General features: G+C 60.8%; 23 protein-coding genes and 5 pseudogenes. 16 read left to right on the forward strand and 12 right to left on the reverse strand.

The features are described from left to right. Positions 1 to 246: 246 nt before the first annotated feature. From C8P69_RS21900 to C8P69_RS21960, 13 genes are all read left to right on the forward strand, one after another. Positions 247 to 696, forward strand: coding sequence for a DUF411 domain-containing protein (locus C8P69_RS21900; RefSeq protein ID WP_245902186.1), 450 nt, complete (start codon positions 247 to 249; stop codon positions 694 to 696). Positions 697 to 909: 213 nt separating this feature from the next. Next, entirely contained in the window at positions 910 to 1,173 is a 264-nt protein-coding gene (locus tag C8P69_RS21905; protein ID WP_108179587.1) for a hypothetical protein, read from the forward strand. 254 nt (positions 1,174 to 1,427) lie between these two features. Then, the gene (locus C8P69_RS21910) at positions 1,428 to 2,138 is read left to right on the forward strand and encodes a response regulator (protein WP_425440780.1); all 711 of its coding nucleotides are present in this window, start codon (positions 1,428 to 1,430) and stop codon (positions 2,136 to 2,138) included. After that, on the forward strand, positions 2,131 to 3,495 hold the full coding sequence (locus tag C8P69_RS21915; protein ID WP_146167416.1) for an ATP-binding protein: 1,365 nt from the start codon (positions 2,131 to 2,133) through the stop codon (positions 3,493 to 3,495). Before C8P69_RS21910 ends, C8P69_RS21915 begins: the two co-directional genes overlap by 8 nt. Positions 3,496 to 3,579: 84 nt before the next feature. Continuing rightward, a complete protein-coding gene (locus C8P69_RS21920; protein WP_108179590.1) occupies positions 3,580 to 5,256 on the forward strand; it encodes an efflux RND transporter periplasmic adaptor subunit in 1,677 nt (558 codons plus the stop codon). 10 nt (positions 5,257 to 5,266) lie between these two features. Beyond that, positions 5,267 to 8,416 (forward strand): efflux RND transporter permease subunit, encoded by a 3,150-nt coding sequence (locus C8P69_RS21925; protein ID WP_108179591.1) that lies wholly within the window; start codon positions 5,267 to 5,269, stop codon positions 8,414 to 8,416. 20 nt (positions 8,417 to 8,436) lie between these two features. Beyond that, positions 8,437 to 8,808 (forward strand): hypothetical protein, encoded by a 372-nt coding sequence (locus tag C8P69_RS21930; protein WP_245902188.1) that lies wholly within the window; start codon positions 8,437 to 8,439, stop codon positions 8,806 to 8,808. Positions 8,809 to 8,901: 93 nt separating this feature from the next. Continuing rightward, on the forward strand, positions 8,902 to 9,519 hold the full coding sequence (gene copM / locus C8P69_RS21935) for a CopM family metallochaperone (RefSeq protein WP_108179593.1): 618 nt from the start codon (positions 8,902 to 8,904) through the stop codon (positions 9,517 to 9,519). Between the two features lie 491 nt (positions 9,520 to 10,010). Further along, positions 10,011 to 11,030 (forward strand): YncE family protein, encoded by a 1,020-nt coding sequence (locus tag C8P69_RS21940; RefSeq protein WP_245902189.1) that lies wholly within the window; start codon positions 10,011 to 10,013, stop codon positions 11,028 to 11,030. A gap of 661 nt (positions 11,031 to 11,691) precedes the next feature. Continuing rightward, complete coding sequence (locus C8P69_RS21945; protein ID WP_245902190.1) at positions 11,692 to 13,644, forward strand: heavy metal translocating P-type ATPase; 1,953 nt, start codon at positions 11,692 to 11,694, stop codon at positions 13,642 to 13,644. After that, a complete protein-coding gene (locus C8P69_RS24310) occupies positions 13,641 to 14,000 on the forward strand; it encodes a hypothetical protein (protein ID WP_245902191.1) in 360 nt (119 codons plus the stop codon). Before C8P69_RS21945 ends, C8P69_RS24310 begins: the two co-directional genes overlap by 4 nt. 195 nt (positions 14,001 to 14,195) lie before the next feature. Then, a complete protein-coding gene (locus tag C8P69_RS21955) occupies positions 14,196 to 14,399 on the forward strand; it encodes a DUF2933 domain-containing protein (protein ID WP_108179596.1) in 204 nt (67 codons plus the stop codon). 476 nt (positions 14,400 to 14,875) lie between these two features. After that, the gene (locus tag C8P69_RS21960) at positions 14,876 to 15,184 is read left to right on the forward strand and encodes a DUF411 domain-containing protein (protein WP_245902192.1); all 309 of its coding nucleotides are present in this window, start codon (positions 14,876 to 14,878) and stop codon (positions 15,182 to 15,184) included. Between the two features lie 29 nt (positions 15,185 to 15,213). On the opposite strand, the gene C8P69_RS24315 is transcribed toward C8P69_RS21960, so the two are convergent. After that, positions 15,214 to 15,681 carry a hypothetical protein gene (locus tag C8P69_RS24315; RefSeq protein ID WP_245902193.1) on the reverse strand — a complete coding sequence of 156 codons (468 nt, stop codon included), beginning with the start codon at positions 15,679 to 15,681 and terminating at the stop codon, positions 15,214 to 15,216. Between C8P69_RS24315 and C8P69_RS24600 the strand changes: the two are divergent. Beyond that, positions 15,676 to 15,798: pseudogene (locus C8P69_RS24600) on the forward strand (cupredoxin domain-containing protein); the annotation flags it as partial. The gene C8P69_RS24315 and the pseudogene C8P69_RS24600 overlap by 6 nt on opposite strands. Before the next feature lie 461 nt (positions 15,799 to 16,259). On the opposite strand, the gene C8P69_RS21975 reads toward C8P69_RS24600, so the two are convergent. From C8P69_RS21975 to C8P69_RS21990, 4 genes are all read right to left on the reverse strand, one after another. Then, entirely contained in the window at positions 16,260 to 16,547 is a 288-nt protein-coding gene (locus tag C8P69_RS21975) for a DNA-directed RNA polymerase subunit omega (protein WP_108179598.1), read from the reverse strand. 9 nt (positions 16,548 to 16,556) lie between these two features. Beyond that, positions 16,557 to 17,318: an NADH dehydrogenase ubiquinone Fe-S protein 4 gene (locus C8P69_RS21980; protein ID WP_108179599.1), complete on the reverse strand. Its 762-nt coding sequence runs from the start codon at positions 17,316 to 17,318 to the stop codon at positions 16,557 to 16,559. A gap of 75 nt (positions 17,319 to 17,393) precedes the next feature. After that, on the reverse strand, positions 17,394 to 17,903 hold the full coding sequence (locus tag C8P69_RS21985; RefSeq protein ID WP_108179600.1) for an Hsp20/alpha crystallin family protein: 510 nt from the start codon (positions 17,901 to 17,903) through the stop codon (positions 17,394 to 17,396). 96 nt (positions 17,904 to 17,999) lie between these two features. Continuing rightward, positions 18,000 to 18,476, reverse strand: a complete 477-nt coding sequence (locus C8P69_RS21990; protein ID WP_108179601.1) for an Hsp20 family protein — start codon at positions 18,474 to 18,476, stop codon at positions 18,000 to 18,002. A gap of 723 nt (positions 18,477 to 19,199) precedes the next feature. Here C8P69_RS21990 and C8P69_RS24325 point away from each other — a divergent pair. Then, positions 19,200 to 19,358, forward strand: coding sequence for a hypothetical protein (locus tag C8P69_RS24325; RefSeq protein ID WP_245902195.1), 159 nt, complete (start codon positions 19,200 to 19,202; stop codon positions 19,356 to 19,358). 40 nt (positions 19,359 to 19,398) lie between these two features. Here C8P69_RS24325 and C8P69_RS22000 read toward each other — a convergent pair whose 3' ends face one another. The 5 genes and pseudogenes from C8P69_RS22000 to C8P69_RS23640 form a co-directional block, all read right to left on the reverse strand. After that, a complete protein-coding gene (locus C8P69_RS22000) occupies positions 19,399 to 20,139 on the reverse strand; it encodes a dienelactone hydrolase family protein (protein ID WP_108179602.1) in 741 nt (246 codons plus the stop codon). Next, on the reverse strand, positions 20,114 to 20,437 hold the full coding sequence (locus C8P69_RS22005; RefSeq protein ID WP_146167417.1) for a type 1 glutamine amidotransferase family protein: 324 nt from the start codon (positions 20,435 to 20,437) through the stop codon (positions 20,114 to 20,116). The genes C8P69_RS22000 and C8P69_RS22005 overlap by 26 nt, the downstream gene beginning before the upstream one ends. Positions 20,438 to 20,889: 452 nt before the next feature. Continuing rightward, a pseudogene (locus tag C8P69_RS22010) lies at positions 20,890 to 22,032 on the reverse strand (IS3 family transposase). Positions 22,033 to 22,097: 65 nt separating this feature from the next. Beyond that, a pseudogene (locus tag C8P69_RS24330) lies at positions 22,098 to 22,472 on the reverse strand (heavy metal translocating P-type ATPase); the annotation flags it as partial. A 250-nt stretch (positions 22,473 to 22,722) separates the two neighbouring features. Next, positions 22,723 to 22,989 (reverse strand): hypothetical protein, encoded by a 267-nt coding sequence (locus tag C8P69_RS23640; RefSeq protein ID WP_146167418.1) that lies wholly within the window; start codon positions 22,987 to 22,989, stop codon positions 22,723 to 22,725. Positions 22,990 to 23,054: 65 nt separating this feature from the next. On the opposite strand from C8P69_RS23640, the pseudogene nadE reads away from it, so the two are divergent. Then, a pseudogene (nadE, locus tag C8P69_RS22020) lies at positions 23,055 to 23,345 on the forward strand (NAD(+) synthase); the annotation flags it as partial. An 8-nt stretch (positions 23,346 to 23,353) separates the two neighbouring features. On the opposite strand, the gene lspA reads toward nadE, so the two are convergent. After that, a complete protein-coding gene (gene lspA / locus C8P69_RS22025) occupies positions 23,354 to 23,836 on the reverse strand; it encodes a signal peptidase II (RefSeq protein WP_108179605.1) in 483 nt (160 codons plus the stop codon). Positions 23,837 to 23,854: 18 nt separating this feature from the next. Beyond that, positions 23,855 to 24,118 (reverse strand): annotated as a pseudogene (locus C8P69_RS24100) (L,D-transpeptidase family protein); the annotation flags it as partial.

A 24,118-nucleotide genomic window follows, 5' to 3' on the forward strand; every position in this document is an offset into this window, starting at 1 on the left:
CCGAAGCCGAGGAACGCTATTACGCCTCGTTGGCAGAGACAGCGATGGCCGCATAACTTAAGACAACCGGCCTCCGGCAAAACCGGGGCGGTTCACTCTCCGGCGCCCTCCCGAGAATGAGCCCTAACCCGGAAGATTCCAGCTCTGGCTGGCCTAGAAACGGGTAGCGCTTTAGTTTGTGGACCGCCACTCAAACGCACGCCACTGACGCTGGAGGCAAGAATGGTAATCTCACGAAGAAGCTTGATGGTGGTTCTCAGTGCACCAGCCCTTCTCTCCACTGGGAGGAGGAGCCTGGCGAATCGCCCGCGTATGGTTGTCTACCGGGACGAGAATTGCGGCTGCTGCGGGGGCTGGGTCAATCACATCCAGGCGGCGGGTTTTGAGACGGATGTCCAAATGCTTGCCCAAATGAACAGGAAAAAGACCGAGCTCGGCGTGCCCCCGGAGCTGCGCTCTTGCCATACTGCGGTCATTGGCAGCTACCTGTTGGAAGGACATGTTCCCGCGGGGGAGATTTTGCGACTTCTTGATACCAGACCTTATGCCACCGGGCTGGCGGTGCCTCGCATGCCAGTCGGATCCCCTGGAATGGAAGTTGAAGGGGTAGATCCAGACCGATACGAGGTCCTTCTTTTTCACGGTAGTCGCACCTCGGTATTTGCGACCTATGTTGGTGCGGAGCGCCAATCTTGACCGAAGATGGCCCGCTTCGGATAACCGCCATTAAGCGTTACACGCCTTGGTTCGGCTGGACGAACGAAGGTGCACCTAAGTTCGCATGAGCTGCGGCAATAATTTGTTTCAGAGATCGAAAGTTTGGTCATGGTTGAGAGACACTCGCGCAAAATGATCGGGGCAAGATCGCTTCCGTAGACCAACAAGGTCTTCGCAAATTGGAGATTGATCATGTACCGCGTTCTCGCGACGCTTTCTTTCCTCGCAATCTCGGGTGCCGCAATGGCGGGAGGGCCGTTTCCGAGCACGTTGTCGCCCGAGGAGCGTGAACGGCATGAGTTCCTTGACGCACAGAGGGGCATTCGTTCGGGGGTCGAAGCGATCCGTCGGCAGGAGATGACCCGCGCGCCTCGCCAGCAGGAAGGTCGGGCTGTCCTTCGCAACGACGCCACGAACTACTCGCCGGCCGCACCAGCGATCGGCGGCGCCTTCTAAGGTGACAAGGAAGAGGCTCCTACGGGGCCTCTTCTTCATTAGTCAGCGTCGGAGGTGGGTTCACGGCGGCGAAATGGAATGCTGATAGGAAAGCTCGCTACATAATCCGTGCCTCACCAGATCTCGCAATCCGTAACCCGCCGTCAATTGAAACAAACTGTTACAATAGCGCAATAGCAGATCATAATGGTCCAGCATACAATTCTACGATGGCACGAAACCCGCTCGTGGAGACATTGACACGCAAAGATCCTTTGGATTCCCAGTTCGAAGTCTTGGTCGTGGACGACGACGGTGAGATCCTTTCGCTCGTCGCGAAGTTCCTCCGCTTGAACGGCTTTCGTGTGCATACGGCTCGAAACGGTTTGGAGATGGAGGAGTTTCTGAGCCGTAGCGCCATCGATCTCATTATCCTTGACCTCATGTTGCCAGGCCGAAGTGGACTCGACCTATGCCGCGACTTGCGCCGGACATCGTCTGTCCCGATCATCATGCTTACCGCGAAGGGCGAGGAAACCGATAGGATCGTTGGCCTCGAAGTAGGGGCCGACGACTACCTGACGAAACCGTTCAATCCTCGCGAACTGCTGGCGCGGATTAACGCCGTATTGCGACGCGCTGGGGGCCAGGACGCGGACCGGCCAGGACGAGCCGGGCGGGCGTTTTTGTTCGCTGGATGGCGGCTCGATACACTCAAGCGGGAACTGGTTGATCCGAATGGGGTCGTCGTCGACCTCTCTACGGGAGAGTATGATCTGTTATTGGCGCTCCTTGAAGCGCCCCAGAGGGTCTTGAGTCGCAATTTCCTCCTGGATGCGGCACCGAACCGGGCGATCGAGGCTTTTGATCGATCCGTCGATGTTCAGGTCAGCCGCCTGCGTCGGAAGCTGAACGGAGCTGAAGATTTGATCAAGACGGTGCGAGGAGCTGGCTATCTCTTCGCGGCGGACGTGACACGTGGCTGATGTAGGACCACGAGCTCTGATCGGATGGTGGAGGCGCTTTGATAGCCTCGCTATTCGGGTGGTTTTTGTCGTCGTGCTGGGAATTGGCCTGGTCCATCTGGCCAGTATCTGGACCTATCAGCATAGCCTCGCTCGGGAGCTCGATCTGGCGAACGAGGCTCGGCTGGCAGACCAACTGCTCGCCATCAAGCGGGCCGTGATGCGTGTGCCAGAGAATGAACGGGAAACGGTTGCGCACGAGCTTTCCGGCGGACCAATCGCAGCCCACTTGAGCAGAACCGAGCACGCGGTTTCTGGCGGTTCCGGGTCCGCCAAATGGGAAACCCTTGGGCGGCGACTACGGGAGATAGCGCCGGAAATTGACGGGGATGGACTTATCATCGGAGCGAACCGCAGGGTCGCCGATGATCCGCATCTCGCATTGATCTCGATTCGCTTGCCCGACTCGTCCTGGGTCAACGTGGGCCTTGTCGCCTGGAGTCCTCGCGTCCCAGCCGGGCACGGGACGCTCTTGTCCACGACGCTGATGGCTCTCGGCGCGATCGTCATCTCGTTGATGCTGGTGCGCTGGCTCACTGGTCCCCTGACCGGGTTCGTGACAGCGTCGAGGCACCTTTATCGCGGGAAGAGCGCTGTCCTGGTGCCGGAAAGAGGCCCGCGGGAGGTCAGGGAGCTCGCAGTCGCGTTCAATGATATGCAGAGGCGGATTGTCCGCTTGATCGATGATCGGACGCAGGCTCTCGCCGCTGTATCACACGACCTCAAGACCCCCATTACAAGGTTGCGCTTTCGCGTCGAAGACGTCGCCGATCCAGGAGCACGTGCTGCCATCGCGGCAGACCTCGACGAAATGGAGAGGATGCTCGATCAGACGCTCGCGTTCCTGCGCGGAGACCGGGCCGATGAGGAGATCCGACCTGTCGACATCTTCGCAATCCTCGGCACAATCACCGACGACGCTTCCGACCGAGGGTTGGCGGTTAACCTCGCCGGATCAGCCAACGCCAACGTGCCAGGTCGGCGGCTTGCCCTCAAACGGGCATTCGGCAACCTGATCGAAAATGCCGTCAAATACGGTCACTGCGCCGAGGTCCAGGTTGACGACCGCCCAGATCAGGTCGTCGTGTCCGTTCGTGACTACGGACCGGGGATTGCGCCTGAACAAGTTCATCGTGCTCTTGCACCCTTCGTTCGGCTCGAGCCGTCACGAAATCAGAAGACTGGTGGCTTCGGACTGGGGCTCACCATTGCCCACGCGATCATCGAGGGACATGAGGGCTCATTGTCCCTGCACAATCATGTCGATGGCGGCCTGATCGCAACGGTTCGTCTCCCAAAGCCGTCACCGTCAGCGTGAAATGTTGTGTTACAAAACAGAAATTTATCCCTGCAGAACCCCGTTTAGTCTGATGAGGTGACACAGTCTGCGACCGGATCTGCCATGAATGCTGATTCCCCCCGCCGTTTTCGATGCTTCTTGATCATTGCGGCTCTGCTGGTTTCATCGCCCATTGCCGCTCACGAAGGGCACGATCATGGGGCACCGCCGCCGCCAGTATCCGTCACAATCGCGCCTCGCGCAGATGCTTCCTCGACCGATTTCGAACTCGTTGCAATTGCCCGCTCCGGCCGGCTACGGATTTACCTCGATACGTTCCGGGAAAATCAACCCGTCGAGAATGCCAAGATCGAGGTCGATGGGCCTGAGGGCACCGGCCTGGCGGCGCCGACGGCCGATGGTGCCTATCTCCTGGAGGCCCCTTGGCTGACCAAGCCGGGTAGCTATGGCCTCGCGTTCACAGTCGAAGCGAATGGCACGGTCGATGTACTCACCGCAACCTTGACCATTCCAGAACCTTCAGCGCGAACGATTCCTTCGGCGGGATTGTGGCAACGGATCGTGGGGTCCGCCTGGGCGAGCGATATGGGCACGCGCTTGGCGAACAACGATGTGAGCCTGTGGTTGGTAGGTGGAGGGTCTTTCATTGCCGGCCTGATCGCCGCGAGCTTTGCGCGGCGGCGCTATCGAGCGCCCGCGGCCGCCGTGCTTCTTGCTGTGGTTACTGGATTGCCTTCCGCTGGTCACGCATCAAGCGTGACGGGGACGCCGCCCGCCATAGCCGAGAGGGATGTCGCTCAGCGCTTCGCCGATGGAGCGATCTTTGTGCCCAAGACGACGCAGCGCATTCTTGCATTGCGGACGCTCTTGACTGAGGTGCAGACGTTCCCCCTCACCGTTGAACTGCCCGCCCGGGTGATCCCCGATCCAAGTGCTGCCGGCTATGTGCAGGCTTCAGTAGCCGGGCGCTTGGCTCCTCCCACCGGTGGCTTTCCGCGGCTGGGAACGCGAGTATCCGCTGGCGATGTGCTAGCCTACGTCCAGCCGGCGATCGGAGCTGCGGATCTAACTACACAACAGCAGCAGTCTCGAGAACTAGATCAGCAGATTGCTTTGGCAGAGCGCCGTCTGGAGCGTTTGCGTCAGTTGCAGAGCATTGTGGCCCGTGCCCAGATTGAAGATGCGGAACTTGAACTCAGGGGTTTGCGAATTCGCCGCGCCAATCTTGAGCGAGCTCCGAGCGAACCCGAGAGACTGCTCGCTCCCGTGACCGGTGTAATCGCAGCGGTACAGGCTGTTGCCGGCCAGATTGCCGAACCGAACGTGGTGATCTTCCAGATCATTGATCCATCGCGGTTTTGGGTTGAGGCTCTCAGCTTTGAGGCCCATGCAATTAATGGTTCGGCAAACGGGCGTCTGGGCGACGGCCGTACCGTGTCGCTCGCCTTTCGAGGCTCCGGTTTGGCAGACCGAAACCAGGCTATCCCGATCCAGTTCAGCGTCGAGGGTACCACAAGCGGGCTGCGGGCCGGTCAATTGCTAACTGTGCTGGCCTCTACCCAAGAAGAACGCAGCGGCATTGCCGTTCCGCGGACGAGCGTACTGCGCGGTCCCAATGGCCAATCGATCGTATACGAGCACACCAATGCCGAGCGCTTCCTGCCACGCGAAGTGCGCGTCGAGCCGCTTGACGGCTCTCGCGTGCTGATTGTTTCGGGGATCGCGGCTGGAAAGCGGATCGTGACTCAAGGCGCCGAACTCCTGAACCAGATTCGCTGAGGCACGAGTGATGTTCAATTTCCTCGTAACGCAGTCACTCCGCAATCGCCTCTTCGTGCTGGCCTTCGCAGCCGTACTTATTGTTTACGGCGGGTTCACCGTCACCAAGCTGCCGGTCGATGTGTTTCCGGATCTCAATCGGCCGACAGTGACCATAATGACGGAAGTCGAGGGGCTCGCACCGCCCGAGGTCGAGCAGTTGGTCACTTTCCCCATCGAAACACAGATGAACGGCCTACCGGGCGTTGCCCGCGTGCGGTCAACATCCGGCGTCGGCCTATCGATCATCTATGTCGAGTTCGATTGGGGAACCGAAATATACCGTAATCGACAGCAAATTGCAGAACGCCTGTCGCTCGTTCAGGCACAGCTTCCGACGAATGTCGTCCCCCAAATGGGGCCGATTAACTCGATCATGGGCCAGATTTTGCTTATCGCCATCACGGGGCCCGACGGCGTTTCAGCGATGGACCTTCGCGAACTGGCCGACTTCACAGTCCGACCCCGTCTGCTCACAATCCCTGGTGTCGCGCAAGTGATTCCTATTGGCGGTGAAGTGCGCCAATACCGAGTTTCACCCAACCCGGCTGCTATGCGAATGTTGGGGGTGACCCAGCCGCAGGTGGAAGCGGCGCTGGCGCAATTTGGTGCGAATACGGGAGGCGGCTTCACGGATCAATACAGCCGGGAGTTCCTCATTAGGAACATCGGACGCACCCGCAACCTGGACGATTTGCGCAGTATTGTCGTCGCTACTGTCGGCGGTCAACCGGTCGCCTTACGGCAAGTGGCGGATGTCTCTTTCGCCCCAAGAAATAAGCGCGGCGATGCGGGATTCCAGGGGCGGTCAGCCGTCATCGTGTCCGTCGAAAAACAGCCGGGCGTCGATACCATTCGGCTGACCGCTCAGGTCGAGCAGGCTGTTCGAGACATTACCGCAACACTGCCGAATGGCATTCGCGCCGATCAGATCCTGTTCCGGCAAGCCAGCTTCATCGAGACGTCCATAGGCAATGTGAAGAAGGTGCTCCTCGAGGCCATCGTCGTGGTGGCGATCATCCTGTTCGCCTTCCTGCTGAACGTCCGCACCACCGCGATCTCCTTGACCGCGATCCCGGTCTCGATCCTCATTACCGCAATCGTCTTCCATCTGATGGGCCTGTCCATCAACACTATGACGCTGGGCGGTCTCGCTATCGCCATCGGCGAATTGGTCGATGACGCCGTGGTCGATGTCGAGAACATTTTCCGCCGCCTGCGCGAGAACCGGGAAAAGGGCAACCCGCGAACGGTGTTCGACGTGGTTGTGTCCGCAAGCCAGGAGGTGCGATCGGGGATCGTCTACGCGACGATGATCATCGTCCTCGTCTTCGTCCCGCTATTCGCATTGTCGGGCATTGAGGGACGACTATTCGCACCGCTTGGGCAAGCCTACATCATCTCCATTCTCGCAAGCCTTGTAGTCTCGATTACTTTAACTCCGGTCATGGCCTATTACATGCTCCCGGGGCTGAAGCGCCTCGATGATCATGAGGGGCTTGTCGTACGGGTGTTGAAGCGCGGCAATCGCCGCCTTCTCGACTGGTCGTTCCGCCACCCACGCACGTTGATGGCCGGGGCGCTAACGGGCGTGCTGGCCGCAGGCGCCTTTGCGACCCAACTACCACGCTCGTTTCTACCGCCCTTCAATGAAGGAACGCTGACCATATCGATGCTCTTCAATCCGGGAATTTCTCTGGCCGAGAGCCACCGCGTGGGATTGATCGCCGAGAAGATCATCATGGAGGTCCCGGAGGTGAAGCTGGTTGGCCGTCGAACCGGACGAGCCGAACTAGACGAGCATGCCGAAGGCGTCCATTCCTCGGAGATCGACGTGGACCTGCACCCAAGCGGGCGTTCCAAGAACGAGATCATCAACGACATCCGCGCGCGATTGTCCGTGCTCCCCGCGACAACAAATATGGGACAGCCGATATCCCATCGTCTTGATCACATGCTGTCAGGGGTCCGCGCCCAGATCGCGCTGAAGGTCTTTGGAGAGGACCTCGACACAATCCGGTCGCTCGCCGAAGATCTGCGGCAGAAGCTGGCCGCCGTCCCCGGCGTCGTCGACCTTCAAGTCGAAAAACAAGTCAGGATCCCACAGCTCGAAGTGATCGTCGACTACCGGCGCGCGGCCCTCTACGGGTTGCAGCCAGCGGCGATCACAGAACAACTCGAGCGACTTTCCAATGGCCGCGTCGTCTCCAGGATCGTCGACGGGAATCGTCGTTTCGATGTGGTAGTCCGGCTCCAGGACGAGCGGCGAACGACGCAGGGCCTCGGGGATCTTTTGATCGAAACACCTGTCGGATGGGTTCCAGTTCGCCAGATTGCCGACGTCGTCGAGGCAGACGGCCCGAACCAGATTCTGCGTGAAAACGGGAAGCGTCGCGTCGTGGTCATGGCCAATACAGATGGCGCGGCCGACATGGCTACCGTGGTGGCTCAGATCCGCCAACTGATTGCTGCACATCAGTTGCCGACGGGATTTTTCATCAGTCTCGAAGGTACCTTCCAGGCTCAGGAAGAGTCCATGCGTACGATCGGTATGCTCAGCCTTCTCTCCCTCGCCATGATCTTCGCGATCCTATACTCGCGGTACCGTTCCGTCCTGTTCGTGGCCATCATTATGGCGAGCGTGCCGCTCGCGTTGATTGGCTCCGTAACCGCGCTGTGGTTGGCAGGCCAGCCGCTGTCGGTCGCCTCCATGGTCGGGTTTATCACCCTGACCGGCATCGCAACACGCAACGGCATCTTGAAGATCAGCCACTACATCAATCTTGCGATTCATGAAGGAATGAGCTTCGGCCCCGAGCTTGTAATGCGCGGGTCGCTTGAGCGCTTGACCCCGGTGCTTATGACGGCGCTATCGGCGGGGGTCGCCCTCGTTCCGCTGATGATTGACCCTTCAGCGCCCGGCAAGGAAATCCTGCATCCGGTCGCCATCACCATTTTCGGCGGCCTTGTGACAGCCACCGTGCTCGACACGTTCCTAACGCCAACACTGTTTCTGCGCTACGGCCGAAAGCCGCTCGAACGTCTTGTGGCGCAGATCCGCGAACCGGAGCGGTCAACCGTCGGCGGCCCCACGGTCGCAAGACCGTTGGAATCCTTCTGATCCTCAATACGGAGCCCAAAATGACCCGCCTTCTCGTCGCCGCGCTGCTTGGCCTTTCTCTCGCCGCCCCCGCTTTGGCGCATGAACCGCGCCCCGGGCCGAATGGCGGGCTCAAAGTCGATGCCGGCGCGCGCCATCACGTTGAACTGTTGGCGAATGGAACGACGCAAGTCGTGGTGTTCCTCTTTGACGCCACTGACCAGGCCATCCCGACGCAAGGCTACCGCGCCAATGCGATCCTAGTCGTCGGCGGCACCACCCAACGCTTCACCCTGCAGCCCGACCAATCGAACCGAATGGTTGGTACCGCGCCGGCGCCGGTACCGTCCGGCGTGAAGGGCGCGGTTCAGATCATCGGGCCCGATGGCGCGACAGCGCAGGCGCGCTTCTGAGCCATGGTAATATTTCGTTACACGTTCGAGATCGCGCTGCAACGAAGCAGGTCCATTTCTTCAGTTAGTCCAGACAGAACGGGAGACTTCAATATGTCCGCCAAATTCGTCGCCAAACGCGTGGCAATAGCATTGTTGCTGGCGACCGCTGCAAGCACGGGGAGCCTCGCGCAGAATCCACACGCCGGTCACGGCGCGAGTCAGCCTCCGGGACAGCAGGCGGCTCCCGCTGCCGATATGGACAGAATGATGCGAGCGATGCGCGAAATGATGCCGATGATGGAGCGCATGCGCGCGGCTTCACCGCAGGAACGTGCACAGATGATGGAGCGCATGGCTCCGATGATGCGGGACATGATGCCGATGATGCAAGGCATGATGGGCAGTCATGGGATGGGCATGGGCGCCATGACTGGTTCGGGCCCACAAGGGCATGGTCAGACGTCCACCGCAGCGGCGCCTTCCACCCGCGCCTATGAGGAGGCAAACGCAAGGATGCATCGCGATATGGCGATCACTTTTACCGGCAATGCCGACGTCGACTTTGTGCGCGGCATGATCCCGCACCATCAAGGTGCGATCGAAATGGCGAGAGTAGTTCTGCAATTTGGGACGAACGAGCAGACCAAAAAGTGGGCCAACGAGATAATCGCAGCCCAGGAGCGCGAGATCGCCGAAATGCGGGAGTGGCTGGCAAAGAACGCCCGCTGAGGGGCATTCGAGTGCCCCAAACAACACGGTCTTAACCTGGCTGTGAGGGCTAGCGTCTTTGCCGCAATCAAGGAAGCTCCATTTCATGAGAGATCGGGCGAACCTGGCCGATCTTCTCCATTGCTACCGCCCGCAAGGCTCCTAAGCGCACAGGCCGCTTCGGCCGACGCCCTTACCTGTCAAGCGAGCTCCGCCGCCAGGGGACGTTGATCGCGCTCAACTGGGTGTTGGCGTGGCCTCGATCCGCTCACGGGGTGCCCGCTCGCGGCAGAGTGGCCATCGCATTCGATGCAAACGTTCGTGGCAGATGGACACCACGCGGCCATGATATCTATGATTTTCGACATTAATACAACAGTTTACACGAGATATGAGCGGAGTCACTCGATATGACTTTCATTATACAGCAGTTACAGCAGGGGGCTTTCATCCTATTGAAGGGGGCATCCCAAAGATTCTTACTCAAACTCAGCTCAACAGCATTGGCGTTGATGCTGTCGCTGGGGACGAGCGTTGCGCGCGCTCAACAGTCGCCGTCTTCAGAACAGCACCTAAAGGGGTTTGTCTACACCGCCGACGAGCAAGGCAATTCAATCAGCACGATCAATCTTGCCTCTGGCAGGGTGGAAATCGTTTCAATCCCGATCTCCCCCCACAACGTCCAGTCCACGGCAGACGGGTCGCGGCTATTGGCTGTTGGCCAGCCCGCCAGTGACGATCACGGCCATAGCGCCAGCGCAGCACATGGTCACAAAGTTTCCACGGGACGGCTTCTTATGTTCGATGCCGCCAAGCTGAGTTCGGGGCCGATGGCCTCGATTCAGGTTGGCACGCACCCAGCCCACGTCGTCGTTGATCGCGCTGGCCGGCGGGCCTTCGTCACCAATGCCGGCGACAACACGATCGCCGTGGTAGACCTCCCACGAAGGGTGGTGGTGCGAACCATTAGCACCGGCCGCTACCCGCACGGCTTGCGCCTCAGTCCAAATGGCCGGGAACTCTATGTAGCGAATGTCCAAGACGGCAGCATCTCAGTCATCGACACGGACAATCTGGCCGAAGTGGGCCGCATCCCGGTGGGGCGAACGCCGGTTCAGGTCGGGTTTACCCCGGACGGTAGTCGCGTCTATGTATCGCTCCGCGACGAAAACAACGTGGCGATCATCGATACTGCAACTCGAACGAAGATAGGAACGATTGCCGTTGGTCGCGGGCCGATCCAAGTCCATGCCACACCGGATGGACGCTTCGTCTATGTCGCCAATCAAGGTACGGATGCCGAGCCTGCGGACATCGTGTCGGTAATCGAGACAGCAAGCGGTCAGGTGGTTGACACCATCCGCACTGGCAAAGGCGCGCACGGCGTTGCAGTCAGCGACGACGGTACGCTCGTGTTTGTCACCAACATCACAGATGGCACGGTTTCGGCCATCGAAGCGGCGACGCGGGTGGTGGTCGCAACCTTCCGCGTCGGCCGCGGGCCGAACGGTATCACGTATCGTCAGCCATGAATTTGAAGGGCTAGACCGCGCCTGGCATTTCGCAGCGTCTACCAGCGGCAACAAAGGAGACCGATCATGAAAACGACCGCACGTCTCGCAATCGTCGCGGCAGGATAAGGCCTATCTGCGGATTCGTCGGTGTAACTGCTGCAGCAGCGATTCTAGTGCTGCTTGGCATCTCGACATGGACAGCGATTGCTGTCGGCTTTCTACCCCCTACTCGGCGGAGAAGGGCATGAACGATACGCACTTGGCTGCGCGTAAGGTGACGGCCGGGCACGCTTGAAGGCGACGGGTGAGCCGGGCGGGTCCCGCGTCTAAAGCGCGGCGAGATTTTTGACCGTGGCCTGCTCTTTGATCGTGGCCTGCTCGTGGGTTCGAGGGGTGCCATGTCATTGAAGCTAAAACGATTATGCCTGCTAGCTCTACTCCTCTCAAGGACACCCGAGGCAACAGAATTAGTCCATTGGCAGTTTCGAGCCGCGAACATCCACTCAGGACTGACAGAATGACAGCAGATCGGCCGCACACCAATTCCGAACATCACGACCACCGTGTGCACGGTGGCGGGAATGGCCATCCTTTATCGACAACACAGGGCGAGCTCATCACGGCCAGCGGCTCTACACACTCTGAACATGCATGGCATGGCGGTCATGATCACGCGGCTATGGTGGCCGATTTCCGCCGCCGCTTCTGGGCGACGCTGATCCTTACACCGCCGGTCCTGCTGCTCTCGCCGATGATTCAGCACTGGTTCGGCATAGCCGAGGCACTGGCTTTCCCGGGCGACCGCTACGTCCTCTTCGTGCTCTCGACCATTGCCTATGTCTATGGCGGATGGCCATTCCTGACAGGCTTCATCTCCGAGCTGCGCAAGGGCCAACCCGGAATGATGACCCTGATCGCGCTCGCGATCTCGGCCGCCTACTTCTTCTCGGCCGCGGTCACCTTCGGCTTTCCGGGCGAGGAATTCTACTGGGAGCTGGTGACGCTGATCGCCATCATGCTGCTCGGGCACTGGATCGAGATGCGCTCGATTATGGGTGCATCGCGAGCGCTGGAGGAGCTTGTCCGGCTCCTGCCCGACAGTGCGACAAAGATTGACGCAGATGGCACGACCCACGAGGTTGTGATCTCGGCCTTGCAGCCGGGAGACCGCGTGCTGGTTCGTCCTGGCGCCAAGGTGCCCGTTGACGGCAAGATCGTCGAGGGCTCATCCGGCTTCAACGAGGCGATGCTGACCGGTGAATCCCGCCCCGTCTCCAAGACAGTCGGCGCGACCGCCATCGGCGGCGCAATCAACGGCGCCAATGCCGTCACCATCGAGGTGACCGCCACCGGCGACGCCACCTATCTGGCGCAGGTCATCGACCTGGTGAAGAAGGCGCAAGCCACCCGGTCCCGCACCCAGGACCTGGCGAACCGCGCAGCCTCATGGCTGACCTATATAGCGCTCACGGTCGGTTTCGGGACGCTATTCGTCTGGTGGCTGGTATTGGGCGCGCCGCTCGCGTTCGCGATGGAGCGGATGGTGACAGTGATGGTCGTCGCCTGTCCGCACGCGCTCGGCCTCGCTGTTCCGCTTGTCGTCGCGGTCAGCACCTCCCTGTCAGCCGGCAATGGGCTTCTGATCCGTGACCGCGCCGCCTTCGAGCGGGCGCGCAACCTCAATACCGTGGTGTTCGACAAGACCGGCACGCTGACCGAGGGCCGCTTCGGAGTCAGCGACATCGTGTTGCTTGCCGGTGGCGACGAGAACGACGAGCTGACCTATGCGGCGGCGGCCGAGAGCCAGTCCGAGCACCCCATCGCCCACGGCATCATCGCCGAGGCGAAGAACCGCAACCTGACCATCCCAAGAGCCAGCGAGGTGAGCAACATCACGGGCGAAGGTATCGTCGCCAGGGTCGATGGCCAGGATGTGCGTATCGTCAGCCCCGGCCACCTCGCACGGCAAGGCAACGCCGTCACCCATGACAGCCTCAAACGGTTGGAAGGACAAGGCAAGACGGTCGTCGTTCTCGTCCGTGACGGCGAGCCACGCGCACTCTTTGCGCTTGCCGACATCATCCGTCCGGAATCGAAGGAGGCCATCGCCGAACTCAAATCCCTCGGGATCAGCTCGGTCATGCTCACCGGCGATGCCAAGGGCGTTGCAAAGGCGGTGTCTGAGGAACTCGGCATCACCGAATACTTCGCGGAGGTGCTGCCCGATCAGAAATCACAGAAGATCGAGGAACTGCAGGCGCGCGGGCTCTCCGTCGCCATGGTCGGCGACGGCGTGAACGATGCGCCCGCGCTGGTGGTGGCCGATCTCGGGATCGCCATCGGCGCGGGCACCGACGTCGCCGTGGAATCCGCCGACGTCGTGCTGGTCAGAAGCGACCCGCGCGATGTTGGGGCTATCCTCGGGCTCTCGCGTGCCACCTATCGAAAAATGGTTCAGAACCTTATTTGGGCGACTGGCTACAACGCGATAGCCGTACCGATGGCGGCGGGCATCACCTTCGGAACAGGCTTCATGATGACGCCCGCCGTGGCCGCCGTCTTCATGTCGGCCAGCACCGTAATCGTTGCGATCAACGCCCAGTTCCTGCGCTCCTACAGGCGGTACAAATGAGCGGCAACCTACAAACGATCGGTAATCCCGGTATGCGGCTGATTCTTCCGCTTCCCGGCAACGAAACATTTGCGCGCCGATTAGCGGAAGCCGGCGGGTGGGAGCTGGGCGCGATCGAGCATCGGCGCTTTCCCGAGGGCGAGACCTTCGTCCGCATCCTTTCCGACGTCGCGAACAAGGCGATCGACCTCGTCTGCACGCGGCCCGACGAAGGGCTTCCTGCGTCTCGTGGTGCTGCAAACGCCACCCGCGCGCTCGCAGGTAATATAGAGAGGATTGGGCCGCACGGAGCCATTGGAGAGGAGCCCCCGCTCTGGCTGCGACATCCCTCCGGCGCTCCCGGCCCACTACTGTGATGAAAGCCCAAAAACTCTACCCTCGGGCAGTCCAAGCACCGGGTTCGTACCAGTTCCTTGCCGGCTCATGTTAGGCGAAGCGCGCTGTGAGTCTTTACGGACTTTCGCGACTCGCGCCTACGCGAGAGGGCAATCTGAACCAGGCCATTTCCGGCAGGGTCAGATTCACCTTGCCGTAGAACGGGAGATCTCCAAATGCGCGCGTTCAATCCAAATCGAAAACTCGCCTTGGCGATAATCTCCCTTGGAGTTGTCGTCGGCTTCTACGTGCTCCGCGAGCACTGGGGCCACGTGCTTGGCGCCGTGCCCTATCTCGTGCTGCTGGCTTGCCCTCTCCTTCACTTCTTCCACGGTCATGGCAGCCATGGACCAGGAAGCATTGAGGAGCACCGCCATTGAAGCGCTGGCGGTGGAGCAATCCGGAGATGCAGCGGGCACTGCGCGCCAGATCAGAAACATTCCGTAACACGCGAGCAATAGTAAGTGGGAGCGCGCTGACGATCTTGGCCCGTGTCTGATGTGGGCAAACCTCGGGTGATTTTTATGTTCGCGAACAGTCCACTACTGGACCGCCTTGGGCTTCTCTTCGGCCTCGCCGTCGGGTCATCAGAGTCTCTCGCACCGCACAACGCTGAATAACCGTGACCCTGCTATCGTTCTCACGGGCGAAGGCGTCGACCGGGCCGCAAACCAGCGAGCTTCACAAGAAGGATTTCACTGCGATGATCGACAGGCGATTATTACTGGCCGGGGCGACCGTACTCGTAGGCGGCGTCGTGGAGGCTCGGTCTAGGCCGGGCATGGTGTTGTTCAGGGACCCCCAATGCGGGTGCTGCAGCGCGTGGGTCGATCACGTGCTTGCTGCGGGGATCACCGTGGATGTTCGCCTCGAGACCGCGATGGACCGGATCAAGACACGGTTCGCGGTGCCCGACGATCTCGTCTCCTGCCATACCGCGGTGGTCGGCGGATATGTCATCGAGGGCCATGTCCCGGCGCCCGTCATCCTGAAGCTCTTGCGCGAGCGGCCGGTCCTGACCGGCATCGCCGTCGCGGGAATGCCGGTGGGATCGCCGGGCATGGAAGCCCCCGGCCTCGCTGCCGAACCGTTCGGGGTGGTCGGGTTCGGCCCGACTGGCGCGCGCAGTATTTACGCCGATTTCCCCAGAGGCTTTTTGCAATAGTCAGCGCGGGAGTCGCGCCCCTCGGGACGCTAGCGCGGCCAACTGCGATGAACGTCATCGATGACGAACGCATGGGCGTGACGTCCGCCGCTGCGGTCGGAAGCGAGGTGCGAATGGTCGGCGGGCAGATCTGGATGACTGTGCGGAACCAACTCAGGGTCGTCGGCGGGCCAGACCATGCGCGTGATGATCACGGCGAATGCGAGGGCGTGATGATTGGAAATCTGAAAGCTGGAGTGGACCGTCGTTCGTTTCTGGCCGGCGCATCGGCGTTGGCGCTGACGGGAGCGCGTGCCAGTCAAGCGCAGGCTCAGGCTCCACTCCTCACCGTTGCCACGCGGCAGATCGAGGTCAAGCGCCGCGGCGCGACCGTCTGCCGCGGCGCGACCGTCTATGGTGTCAGTGGAGCAGACGGACGTCTTGGCCACTTCGCCAGCGAAGGAGACAGTTTCGCCGGCGAGATCCTCAACCGAACCTCCGAGCCGCTCGTCATGCATTGGCACGGGCAGATTTATGCCGCAGAGGAGCAGGACCGGTCACGGCCTGACGGTGGCGCGATTGCCCCCGGGGCCAGCGATACCCACACCTTCCGGCTCACTCCGGGCACCCATTGGATGCACGCGCATCAACTGAGCGAGCAGCAGCTCCTCGCCGCGCCGATGATCACGCACGATAAAGATGCGGGCGACATACAGGACGTCGTGATCATGCTGCACGACTTCGCCTTCCGCTCGCCGACCGAAATCCTCGCCGAACTCGGTGGCGCGAGCGCCCATGGCGGTCATGGCCCCCAGGGGCAGCCGCCGGATAGAACCGGCGGCATGATGCACGGCGGCGGCATGCACCACGGTGGCCACGGAGCGAGCATGCTCCATGCAAACGACGTTCGCTATGACGCCTATCTCGCCAATGACCGAACCCTTGACGATCCCGAGGTGATCCGCGTCGAGCGCGGCGTATCGGTCCGCCTGCGGATAATCAATGGCGCGACGGCGACGGCGTTCTTCATCGACACCGGCGCGTTGGACGCTCGATGCATCGCCGTCGACGGCAGCTCATGTCAGCCGATGACGGGTCAACGCGCAGGGCCAGCGGATCGACCTCGCCGACGGAGCCGGGGAACAGCGGGACGAGGAAGAGTTCGCCTTCCGCCCTCCGCGGGCAAGTATGCTACAAGTTCCTTTGGCGTGAGCATGCCGGCCGCAATCTCATGTAGAGCGAGATCGTTCGCACCGGCAAATCTACCATGGAGCCTGGGCTCGTCCCCCCTGCGGAGCGCCCGGCTGCGGGCGGCCGCGGCAAGCGTCAGTGCGAACCGGTTCGGCAAAACTTTCCGGCAATCAAAGACGACGTGCGGGTCCATCGCTGCACCTCACGCCGCCTTTCTTGCGCCGGAATCACCGCAACCAGGCGCTGTCTCATTTTCGAGCGCGAGTAGCGCCTTCTCGACCTCGTCGAGCCGCGATGGCCGGCTGTTTTCAGGCATGCCTTCGTTGGTCGCTTGGTCGATCAGGTATTCGGTCCAAGCCCAGTTCATCAGGATCGACCGCTTGGCATCCAGCGTCAGCGTCGGATCGCCCACCACGCCCATAGGGGTTGACCAGCTTTCCGGGCCGGACGGGTCGTTGCGGTTCGCCGCGCCATCGAGGGCGTAACCATAGCTGTCCTGAAGGTCTGAAAGCCCGAGCCGATCGAGCGTGGCGTCGGAGAAGGCCTGCGTTGAGCCGCCGTTCCGCGCAGGCGTCTCGCTGACGCGCCCGCGGCGGCTGCTTCTGCTCTGCCTGCTCGGCTGCTGGACGACATAAGGCAGGCCCTGCCGTTCGGCGTAGCGGATGGCCGACTCCAGTCTCGGGAAGCTGAGCTCGACCTGGGTCAGCGTATCGTCGCCGCCGGTGTAGCCCATAAGCGGTTCGATGAAAGGCGCGGTGCGCCGCTCGAACACAAGTCGCCAGCCCTTCGTGCGGGCCATACCGGAGGTCGTCACCGCGCGGGACGGCTTGTCGACGCGCGCAACCGCGTCGTCCGGGAAGACCGAGCGCCCCATCGAAAGGGGCTTGTGCCGGTTGTCGTTCGACGGCCACCCCTGCGGAATTGGTGTTCTGGTTGATCCGTTGATCTGTCTTGTCGTCTCCATCTCTCATCCCTCCCTTTCTGGCGAAGGATGCAGCCGACGGCGGCCAGATGGCCCGCCGCCGGCGCTTGCCATGCGTCAGCTCTTGATGGCGATGCGCTTCACCTGCGACTGCGCCTTTTCGCTCTTGGGCAGGGTCACGGTCAGCACGCCGTTCCTGAACCGCGCGTCGACCTTGTCTTCCTGGACCTCATAGCCGAGCGGGATGCGGCGCTCGAAGCGGCCATAGAAGCGCTCGGAGAACTGTCTTGCCTTGTCCTCCGTTTCGGAGCGCTTCTCGCCCTTCAGCGTCAGCACGCCATCGTTGAGTAGGACCTCAATGTCCTTCTCCTCAAGGCCCGGAACCTCGGCCGTCACCTTGATCTCCTTCTCACCATCGGAAATCTCGACGCTCGGCCAGCCGTCGCTGAACGTGGAGAGCCCGCCAAGCGCCGGCAGACCGGAGCCGAAGCCGCGGAAGACGTCATCGAACAGCCTATTTATCTCGCGATGCAGCGAGAGGAACGGATCACGATCGCCATCGCGAAAGACACTGGGAACCTGATTGCCGTTGCTGCGGCCCCAAGGGATCAAATCACGGACACTCATTGTTCTTCTCCTTTCTGTTCGTTCGATTGACAATGCTTTCCCGTAGGCCCCGGGGAATGCCCGGCGCCGTGCGCGAATTGTGCTGAGGGAGCGGCCTCAAGCCGCCAACTTCTCGGCCTTGATCTGCCTGGTCTCGACCTTGGGTAGCGCCTTGCTGGCGGCGATCTCGATCCGGCGCGGCTTCATCTCTTCGGGAATCTCGCGCTTGAGATCGATCGTCAGCAGACCATTGACGAGGCTGGCGCCTGCGACCTTGACATGGTCGGCCAGTTCGAAGCGGCGCTGGAAAGCGCGCCAGGCAATGCCGCGATGCAGATACTGGCTGTTCTCCTCGCCCGGCTTCTGACCCGACACCACGAGCATGTTCTGCTCCTGTGTGATCGTCAGCTCGTCCTGCGAGAAGCCGGCCACCGCTATGGTGATACGGTAGTCGTCCTCGCCAAGCTTAGCGATGTCATAGGGAGGCCAGTTGTCGATGCTCTCGACGCGGCTCGCAGCTTCGAGCGCGTTCAACATTCGGTCAAAGCCGATGCTCGACCGGAACAGGGGAGTAAGGTCGAAATTGGTTCTCATAGCCACATCCTCCATTGAGCAACATGGGTACAAGCCATTGGCCGCCGAATGAGCTTCATCCGGTCAGCATACCGACCCACAACTGTGGCGTCGGTTGACGATGAGGTAGTATCGGACTGTAGCCATTTCAAGACATCGTGACGTTGCCCGTCTGAGCTAATCCAATCTTGAGTTCGTTCTGGCCTTGGCGGCGCAGGCGATCGCGCAGTGTATCGAGGGGGAAACCGCCTGAGCTGCTACACCAGCATTCTGCTGAACCAATTTCCAATGTATGCTCCGCTCGTGGGGTGGCACGCGGATCCCCAGTGGATGCTGCGTCGGGATCAAGAGTAAAGGTCATTACAATGAATGCCGATAAGCGATCTGGGCTTAGCTGAGACCGATGGGCTGCCGTGACATTTTATGGAAATTTGAACAGAGCATAATTTATCTTCTAATCATTATTATTATTGTAATTGTTTTGGCAGTAATATGGGTGTTTTTTGCGGAGTCTTTTTCATTGGCTGGTGCTTAGTATTTTTGATAGATGAAATTATTCAACTTTACAGATCGTATTCTGTATGATATTAACTTTTGTTAATGCGCTGACATTTAGAAATACCCTTTGATAGTTATTGAGATAAGTTTTATTATACTGAACATCATGAGTATGAATCTTACTGGAGTCTGGCTATTACGCGAGAATACATCATTCTTGAATTAACGGAGACCGGTTCGGACCAAATTGCAGCTTTGGCGGTAGCCGCTTTAGCCCTTGGAGGTGTCCACTGGCTTGTGCGTGACCAAGACCGGCGAGTACACGTATGTATAACATGTGAATTGGGAGCGCTGTCAGGAGCGCGTTTGGATCCGGTTGAGCAAGCGACGGGCTTACGATGTTGATGTAGTCTCCCTGCCCTGTCGCGCGGAAGCGCGCTTCCGCCTAACGGCTGCGGGCGATCTTTGCATCGACGTTTCCCTGATTGCCGAGACACATCAAAGCAACTTCGGGCGTCAGATAATGCCCGGCGACCACTGAGATCGCGCGGACCCGTGAGTCGGCGATCGCCGATTCGATCGCCCAGTTCACGCCCTGGCAAACGCCCAAGACATAGACCCGAGACGGGTCGACATCCGGTCTTGCGATCAGATGATCGACAGCGGATTGGATGTCCTTGACTTTTTCGGCACCGCTTTCGTGGCGTCGCGGCTCGCCACCGCTCTCGCCGTGGAAGCGTGGATCGAAAGCAAGGGCCATGAACCCCTCGCGCATGAGACGCCAGACATACTGCATGGGCGCCTGCTCCTTTACGAAGCCGACAGGTCCGACAACTATCACAGATGGTTTGCGGCCTTCGCGCGATGGCACGAACAGGTTGCCAACGATGCTTGCGCCTTCGCTCTGGAAGGTAACTCGCTCAATCATGCCTTGCGGCGTCGAGAGACGACCGCTCTGACCCCAAGGTTGGGTTGGTGGCGGCCCACTCGTAACGACACTTCCTGCAAGACGACCGCCAGCAAATGGGCCTCCGAGTGGTTGCTGCGCTACGACGGGCGCATTGATCGCTGCGCCTACGGTGGTGGCAGAAATGGCGATGATGGCGTCGCGGCGTCTGTGAGGCATGGTCAGCCAATCGGGGGCGGGAACAATTAGCCGATCACGGTTCAAGGGCGCGAATGTCATACTCGGCGGTGAGAAGGCCGGACGAACCTTGCTGGCCAGTGATCAGTCGATCATATGTGACCGCGAAAGGCCTATAGGCCTGGCCTTGGACCAAGGTCGTACCGGAGATAGCCTTCGCCTCGTCCTCGATTCGGTAGGGCTGGAACCGCAGCCCCATCGCCTGATCGACTAGGTCTTCTTCGGCATTTGTATAGCCGGTCCAACGCTCGCCCTCGGCGAGCAGGCGGCCGCTCGCAAGGCGCGCCTTCAATTGGACGAGCGTGCCGTGACAGATCGATCGCAGCAGATACCTTTCCACGCTTATAGAACGAAGCGAACAACGCGTGCAGCGACGCGTCGTGGGAGAAGGTCGTTGGGGGCGCAAGCTCGCCAACGACGAAGATAGCATCGAACGTCTCGGGATCGATTTGGGCCAGCGGAACCGTCGCTGAAATCTGCTCTTTCGGCTTCGGGGCGGATTTGAAGCCGAGACTGATCAGGTCATTGGGATTGGCGAAGCGACCGCCATGGGGATCGCTCACTCGATCATGCATGACCAGGCCACCCGAAGACGAGGCGATAGTAAGCTGATAGCCGCGTTGCGTGAACGCCCAGTACGGATGCGCTAATTATGAAAGCCAATAGCCAACCGCCAGCCCAGCGCCGACAGCACCCGCCGGCTCGGATACGCTCATGACATCTCCCTCATGCCTCCAGTTTCGCTCGTGGCAGCTTGCAAAATGTGCTGCATTCTGACGTTGCCCCCAGTTTTTATCCAGCCTTGAGTTCGTTCCGCCGGTTGGTTTGGCCCTCTCGGGCGGGTTGAGCGGCGTGGGCAGACGCGTAGCTATTCACGTTGCGTAGCGTCTGATCCCGCCGCGGGTGGAACGTGGCCGCGAGGTCCATCGGCGTCTGTCATCCGAGCTTCGAGTGCGGCCTTGTGGTGTTGTAGTCGAGCTGCCACCTTAAGAGTGCGGCTCTGGCCTGGGCCAGGCTGGAGAACAGCGTCTCGTTCAACAACTCGTCCCGCTGCCGTTGAAGCTTTCGATGAAGCCATTGTGCATCGGCTTGCCGGGCGCGATGTAGTGCCAGTTGACCCTCGCCGCGTCAGCCTAGGCCAGGATAGCGTTGAAGGTCAGCTCGCTGCCATTGTCGCTCACGATCATCTTCGGCCTGCCGCGCTCTGCCAGCAGCCTGTCGAACTCGCGAGCAACCCTCACACCCGACAGCGACGTGTCCGCCACCAGTGTCAGGCACTCGCGGGTGCAGTCGGCGACGAAGTCCAGCGACCAGCGCTTGTTCGGTCGCAGCGGGATCATCATCGGCGCCCGTGTCACGATCGCCCGTTTGCGGCCGCCTCGCAGGCGCACAGTCGGCCGCTCCTTGCGGTAAAGCCGGAACAGCCGCATGTGGTTGACCTGGAAGACCTCACGCCGAAGCAGCATATGCAGACGCATGTAGCCGAAGCGTCGCCGTTCCCGGGCGATGGCCTTCATGCGCTCGCGCAGCGAGGCGTCATCCCCGCGCGTGGTCCTGTACCTCATGGTCATGCAGCAAAAGCTAAGTGGCTTTACACGCGCGCCGTTCGCTCATCCCATGGGTGTCCATGAGGTGGGCAACCGCCCTCCGCTCGGCTAGCCAAGCGTCACCTCCTCTTTCCCAGCAGATCCGTCAGCGCGACGTTGTCCAGCATCGCGTCGGCCAGCATGCGCTTCAGCTTGGCATTATCGTCCTCAAGCGCCTTCAGACGCTTGGCGTCGGATACGTCCATCCCGCCCAAGCGGGCCTTCCACTTGTAGATGCGTGCGTCGCTGACCCCGTGCTTGGCCCGCACAGGTCAGAGACCGGGATCCCGGCCTCGTGCGCCTTCAGGATCCCGATGATCTGCTCTTCCGTGACGCGGCTGGGCCTCATGTTCTGGTCCTCTCGATAGGCCAGAACGAACTTCAAGCTGGATTTTCCCAGAGGGGCAACGTCACCGGGACCGAACGCGTCTGCCCGGTTTCCTCAACAATGGCCTTGTTCGGCACGAGCTGGGTAAGGCTCTGAATACTAGCTTGGGCTCGACTTGCCGCGACGCCTTCCAGAAGTTCGCCGACCAGAAAAAGGAAGACGACGGCGGCCGCTTCTTCAGCCGCACCAATGAGAATGGCACCCGCTGCCGCGATGGTCATGAATGTTTCGATCGTGAATGGTGTGCCCTGCGCTGCGGCAGCACCCGCGCGGCGCGCAATGGGAAGCACACCTGCAGCCATCGCAATGATGAAGGGCCATTTCTAGACAGAAGGCATCAGGTGCCCGGCAGTCCAGGCAAGCGCGAGGGCGAGACCGCAGGCCCCCGTCAGAATCGCCTTCCCCCCGGTAGCCGCTTCACCGCGTTCTCGACCAATCGCGCAGCCGGCGCAATCCATGCCCCCTTTATCAAACCGAGCAGTTTTCGGGTCCGTCTGCATGACCGAGCTCCTTTAAATGCGTCAGCGGAGGCAACCGCTTGAGGAACAGTCCGACCTGGCCTCGTCCGAAGCGCCGCATGGCGGACATCCGCCAGGTGCTTCCATCGCGTGGAGCACCTGGCGAATGTTGATATGTGACGGTCGCGGCAGATTACGAATTGCCGCCAGCACCGGTTGTGATGGGATCTTGCTGGTAGCGCGGGGTCGCAGGCAGGGTGTAGGAACGATTAAAGCCCGAGCGCGGCTGCGCCATTTCGTTGGGGCGTGACGGCTCGACGCCGGACCGGATGCCGCGCTGTGCATCGACGAATTCGTGCCTCTCGCGCTCCTCGGGAGAAGTTGTGGTGGGGACAGGACCACTGGCCCAGGCAGCTCCGGTCATGGCCATCAGGCAAACCGACATGATCGCGGATTTCATCATATTCTCCTTCGTACGGGGACCTCGTTGGTCCGCGGAGTGAACATGTCGCCATCCGTTTGCATGGCGACGGCGCCGCCGACATCCTGCCGCTGGCCGGGCTCAACAAGCGCCGCGTGCGTGCTCTTGCGCGTCATCTCGGGGCGCCCGAACACCTGGTGGTCAAGGTCCCGACGGCGGATCTGGAAAGCAACGCTCCGCTGCGGCCGGATGAGGACGCATACGGCGTCACCTACGAGCAGATCGATGATTTCCTGGAGGGAAAATCCATCCCAGCAGACGCGCATGGCCGCATCGTCCGCGCTTACAAGGCGACCGCGCACAAGCGCTCTCTTCCGATTGCGGCCGACTCATAGGCCCGGCGTCATCCTGCGCTGGAAGGAGGCCGGAGCGCCGCGATGAGAAACCCGAGTACCCCGCAGGTGATTGCCACGTCGGCAAGATTGAACGTGGGGAAATGCCACCCGCGTGCGTGAACGTCGATGAAATCCGTCACGGCTCCATCGTCGAGACGATCGAGGAGATTGCCGACGGCGCCACCTATGATGAGAGCGCAGGACAAGCGTTCGATCATGTCGACGCTTCGCCACATGAAGACGGCTAGTCCAGCGATTATCGGCAGGGTTATCACCATAAGCGTCCACCGTTCCAACGGCGTTTCAGCGGCCAGCAGGCCGAAACTGATGCCCCGATTGAAGCCCAGGCTGAGGTTCACGCCCGGAACAACCGACATCGGGGAAGCACCAAGATACTGGATGGCCAGTATCTTGGTGGCGATATCGATTGCGGCGACTGCCGCGATGACAGTGGCGAGCAGCCAAGCCTGATGAAGGGATCGGGACGGCATGCGGGTCGCGCTGCGAGATTAGGGTTGTGAAGCGACGCGTGTTGGGGACGGAGATGTCTGCCCGCCTGATGCGGCCGCCTGTTCGAGCATAACTTCCCTCGGCGGCGCCAAGACCGCCTGCGGCCGGCTCACCTCCACGCGGGCGGATGTCATCGCGCGCAGACGCTCCACGCCGTCCCGCTGAAGGATGTCCCTGAAGCTGCCATGCATGCCGCCGTCGGTGAATTCGACGCGGATGGCCGGCAAGCCGGTCGCCACGAGCTGCCGCACATCGGCATCATC

The sequence above is a fragment of the Phreatobacter oligotrophus genome (assembly GCF_003046185.1).
Taxonomy (GTDB): Bacteria; Pseudomonadota; Alphaproteobacteria; order Rhizobiales; family Phreatobacteraceae; genus Phreatobacter; species Phreatobacter oligotrophus.

What these genes read in the sequence shown, in the direction of transcription:
- C8P69_RS21985 (WP_108179600.1), bottom strand. Translation starts at nt 17,903, where the DNA reads ATGAGTGTCCGTGATTTGATCCCTTGGGGCCGCAGCAACGGCAATCAG.
- C8P69_RS21925 (WP_108179591.1), top strand. Translation starts at nt 5,267, where the DNA reads ATGTTCAATTTCCTCGTAACGCAGTCACTCCGCAATCGCCTCTTCGTG.
- C8P69_RS24315 (WP_245902193.1), bottom strand. Translation starts at nt 15,681, where the DNA reads ATGCATGACGAGCGGCTCGGAGGTTCGGTTGAGGATCTCGCCGGCGAA.
- C8P69_RS21955 (WP_108179596.1), top strand. Translation starts at nt 14,196, where the DNA reads ATGCGCGCGTTCAATCCAAATCGAAAACTCGCCTTGGCGATAATCTCC.
- C8P69_RS21930 (WP_245902188.1), top strand. Translation starts at nt 8,437, where the DNA reads ATGACCCGCCTTCTCGTCGCCGCGCTGCTTGGCCTTTCTCTCGCCGCC.
- copM (WP_108179593.1), top strand. Translation starts at nt 8,902, where the DNA reads ATGTCCGCCAAATTCGTCGCCAAACGCGTGGCAATAGCATTGTTGCTG.
- C8P69_RS21980 (WP_108179599.1), bottom strand. Translation starts at nt 17,318, where the DNA reads ATGGAGACGACAAGACAGATCAACGGATCAACCAGAACACCAATTCCG.
- C8P69_RS21900 (WP_245902186.1), top strand. Translation starts at nt 247, where the DNA reads ATGGTGGTTCTCAGTGCACCAGCCCTTCTCTCCACTGGGAGGAGGAGC.
- C8P69_RS21940 (WP_245902189.1), top strand. Translation starts at nt 10,011, where the DNA reads ATGCTGTCGCTGGGGACGAGCGTTGCGCGCGCTCAACAGTCGCCGTCT.
- C8P69_RS23640 (WP_146167418.1), bottom strand. Translation starts at nt 22,989, where the DNA reads ATGAAATCCGCGATCATGTCGGTTTGCCTGATGGCCATGACCGGAGCT.
- C8P69_RS21920 (WP_108179590.1), top strand. Translation starts at nt 3,580, where the DNA reads ATGAATGCTGATTCCCCCCGCCGTTTTCGATGCTTCTTGATCATTGCG.
- C8P69_RS22000 (WP_108179602.1), bottom strand. Translation starts at nt 20,139, where the DNA reads ATGACATTCGCGCCCTTGAACCGTGATCGGCTAATTGTTCCCGCCCCC.
- C8P69_RS21905 (WP_108179587.1), top strand. Translation starts at nt 910, where the DNA reads ATGTACCGCGTTCTCGCGACGCTTTCTTTCCTCGCAATCTCGGGTGCC.
- lspA (WP_108179605.1), bottom strand. Translation starts at nt 23,836, where the DNA reads ATGCCGTCCCGATCCCTTCATCAGGCTTGGCTGCTCGCCACTGTCATC.
- C8P69_RS21975 (WP_108179598.1), bottom strand. Translation starts at nt 16,547, where the DNA reads ATGGACCCGCACGTCGTCTTTGATTGCCGGAAAGTTTTGCCGAACCGG.
- C8P69_RS21945 (WP_245902190.1), top strand. Translation starts at nt 11,692, where the DNA reads ATGGTGGCCGATTTCCGCCGCCGCTTCTGGGCGACGCTGATCCTTACA.
- C8P69_RS21990 (WP_108179601.1), bottom strand. Translation starts at nt 18,476, where the DNA reads ATGAGAACCAATTTCGACCTTACTCCCCTGTTCCGGTCGAGCATCGGC.
- C8P69_RS24310 (WP_245902191.1), top strand. Translation starts at nt 13,641, where the DNA reads ATGAGCGGCAACCTACAAACGATCGGTAATCCCGGTATGCGGCTGATT.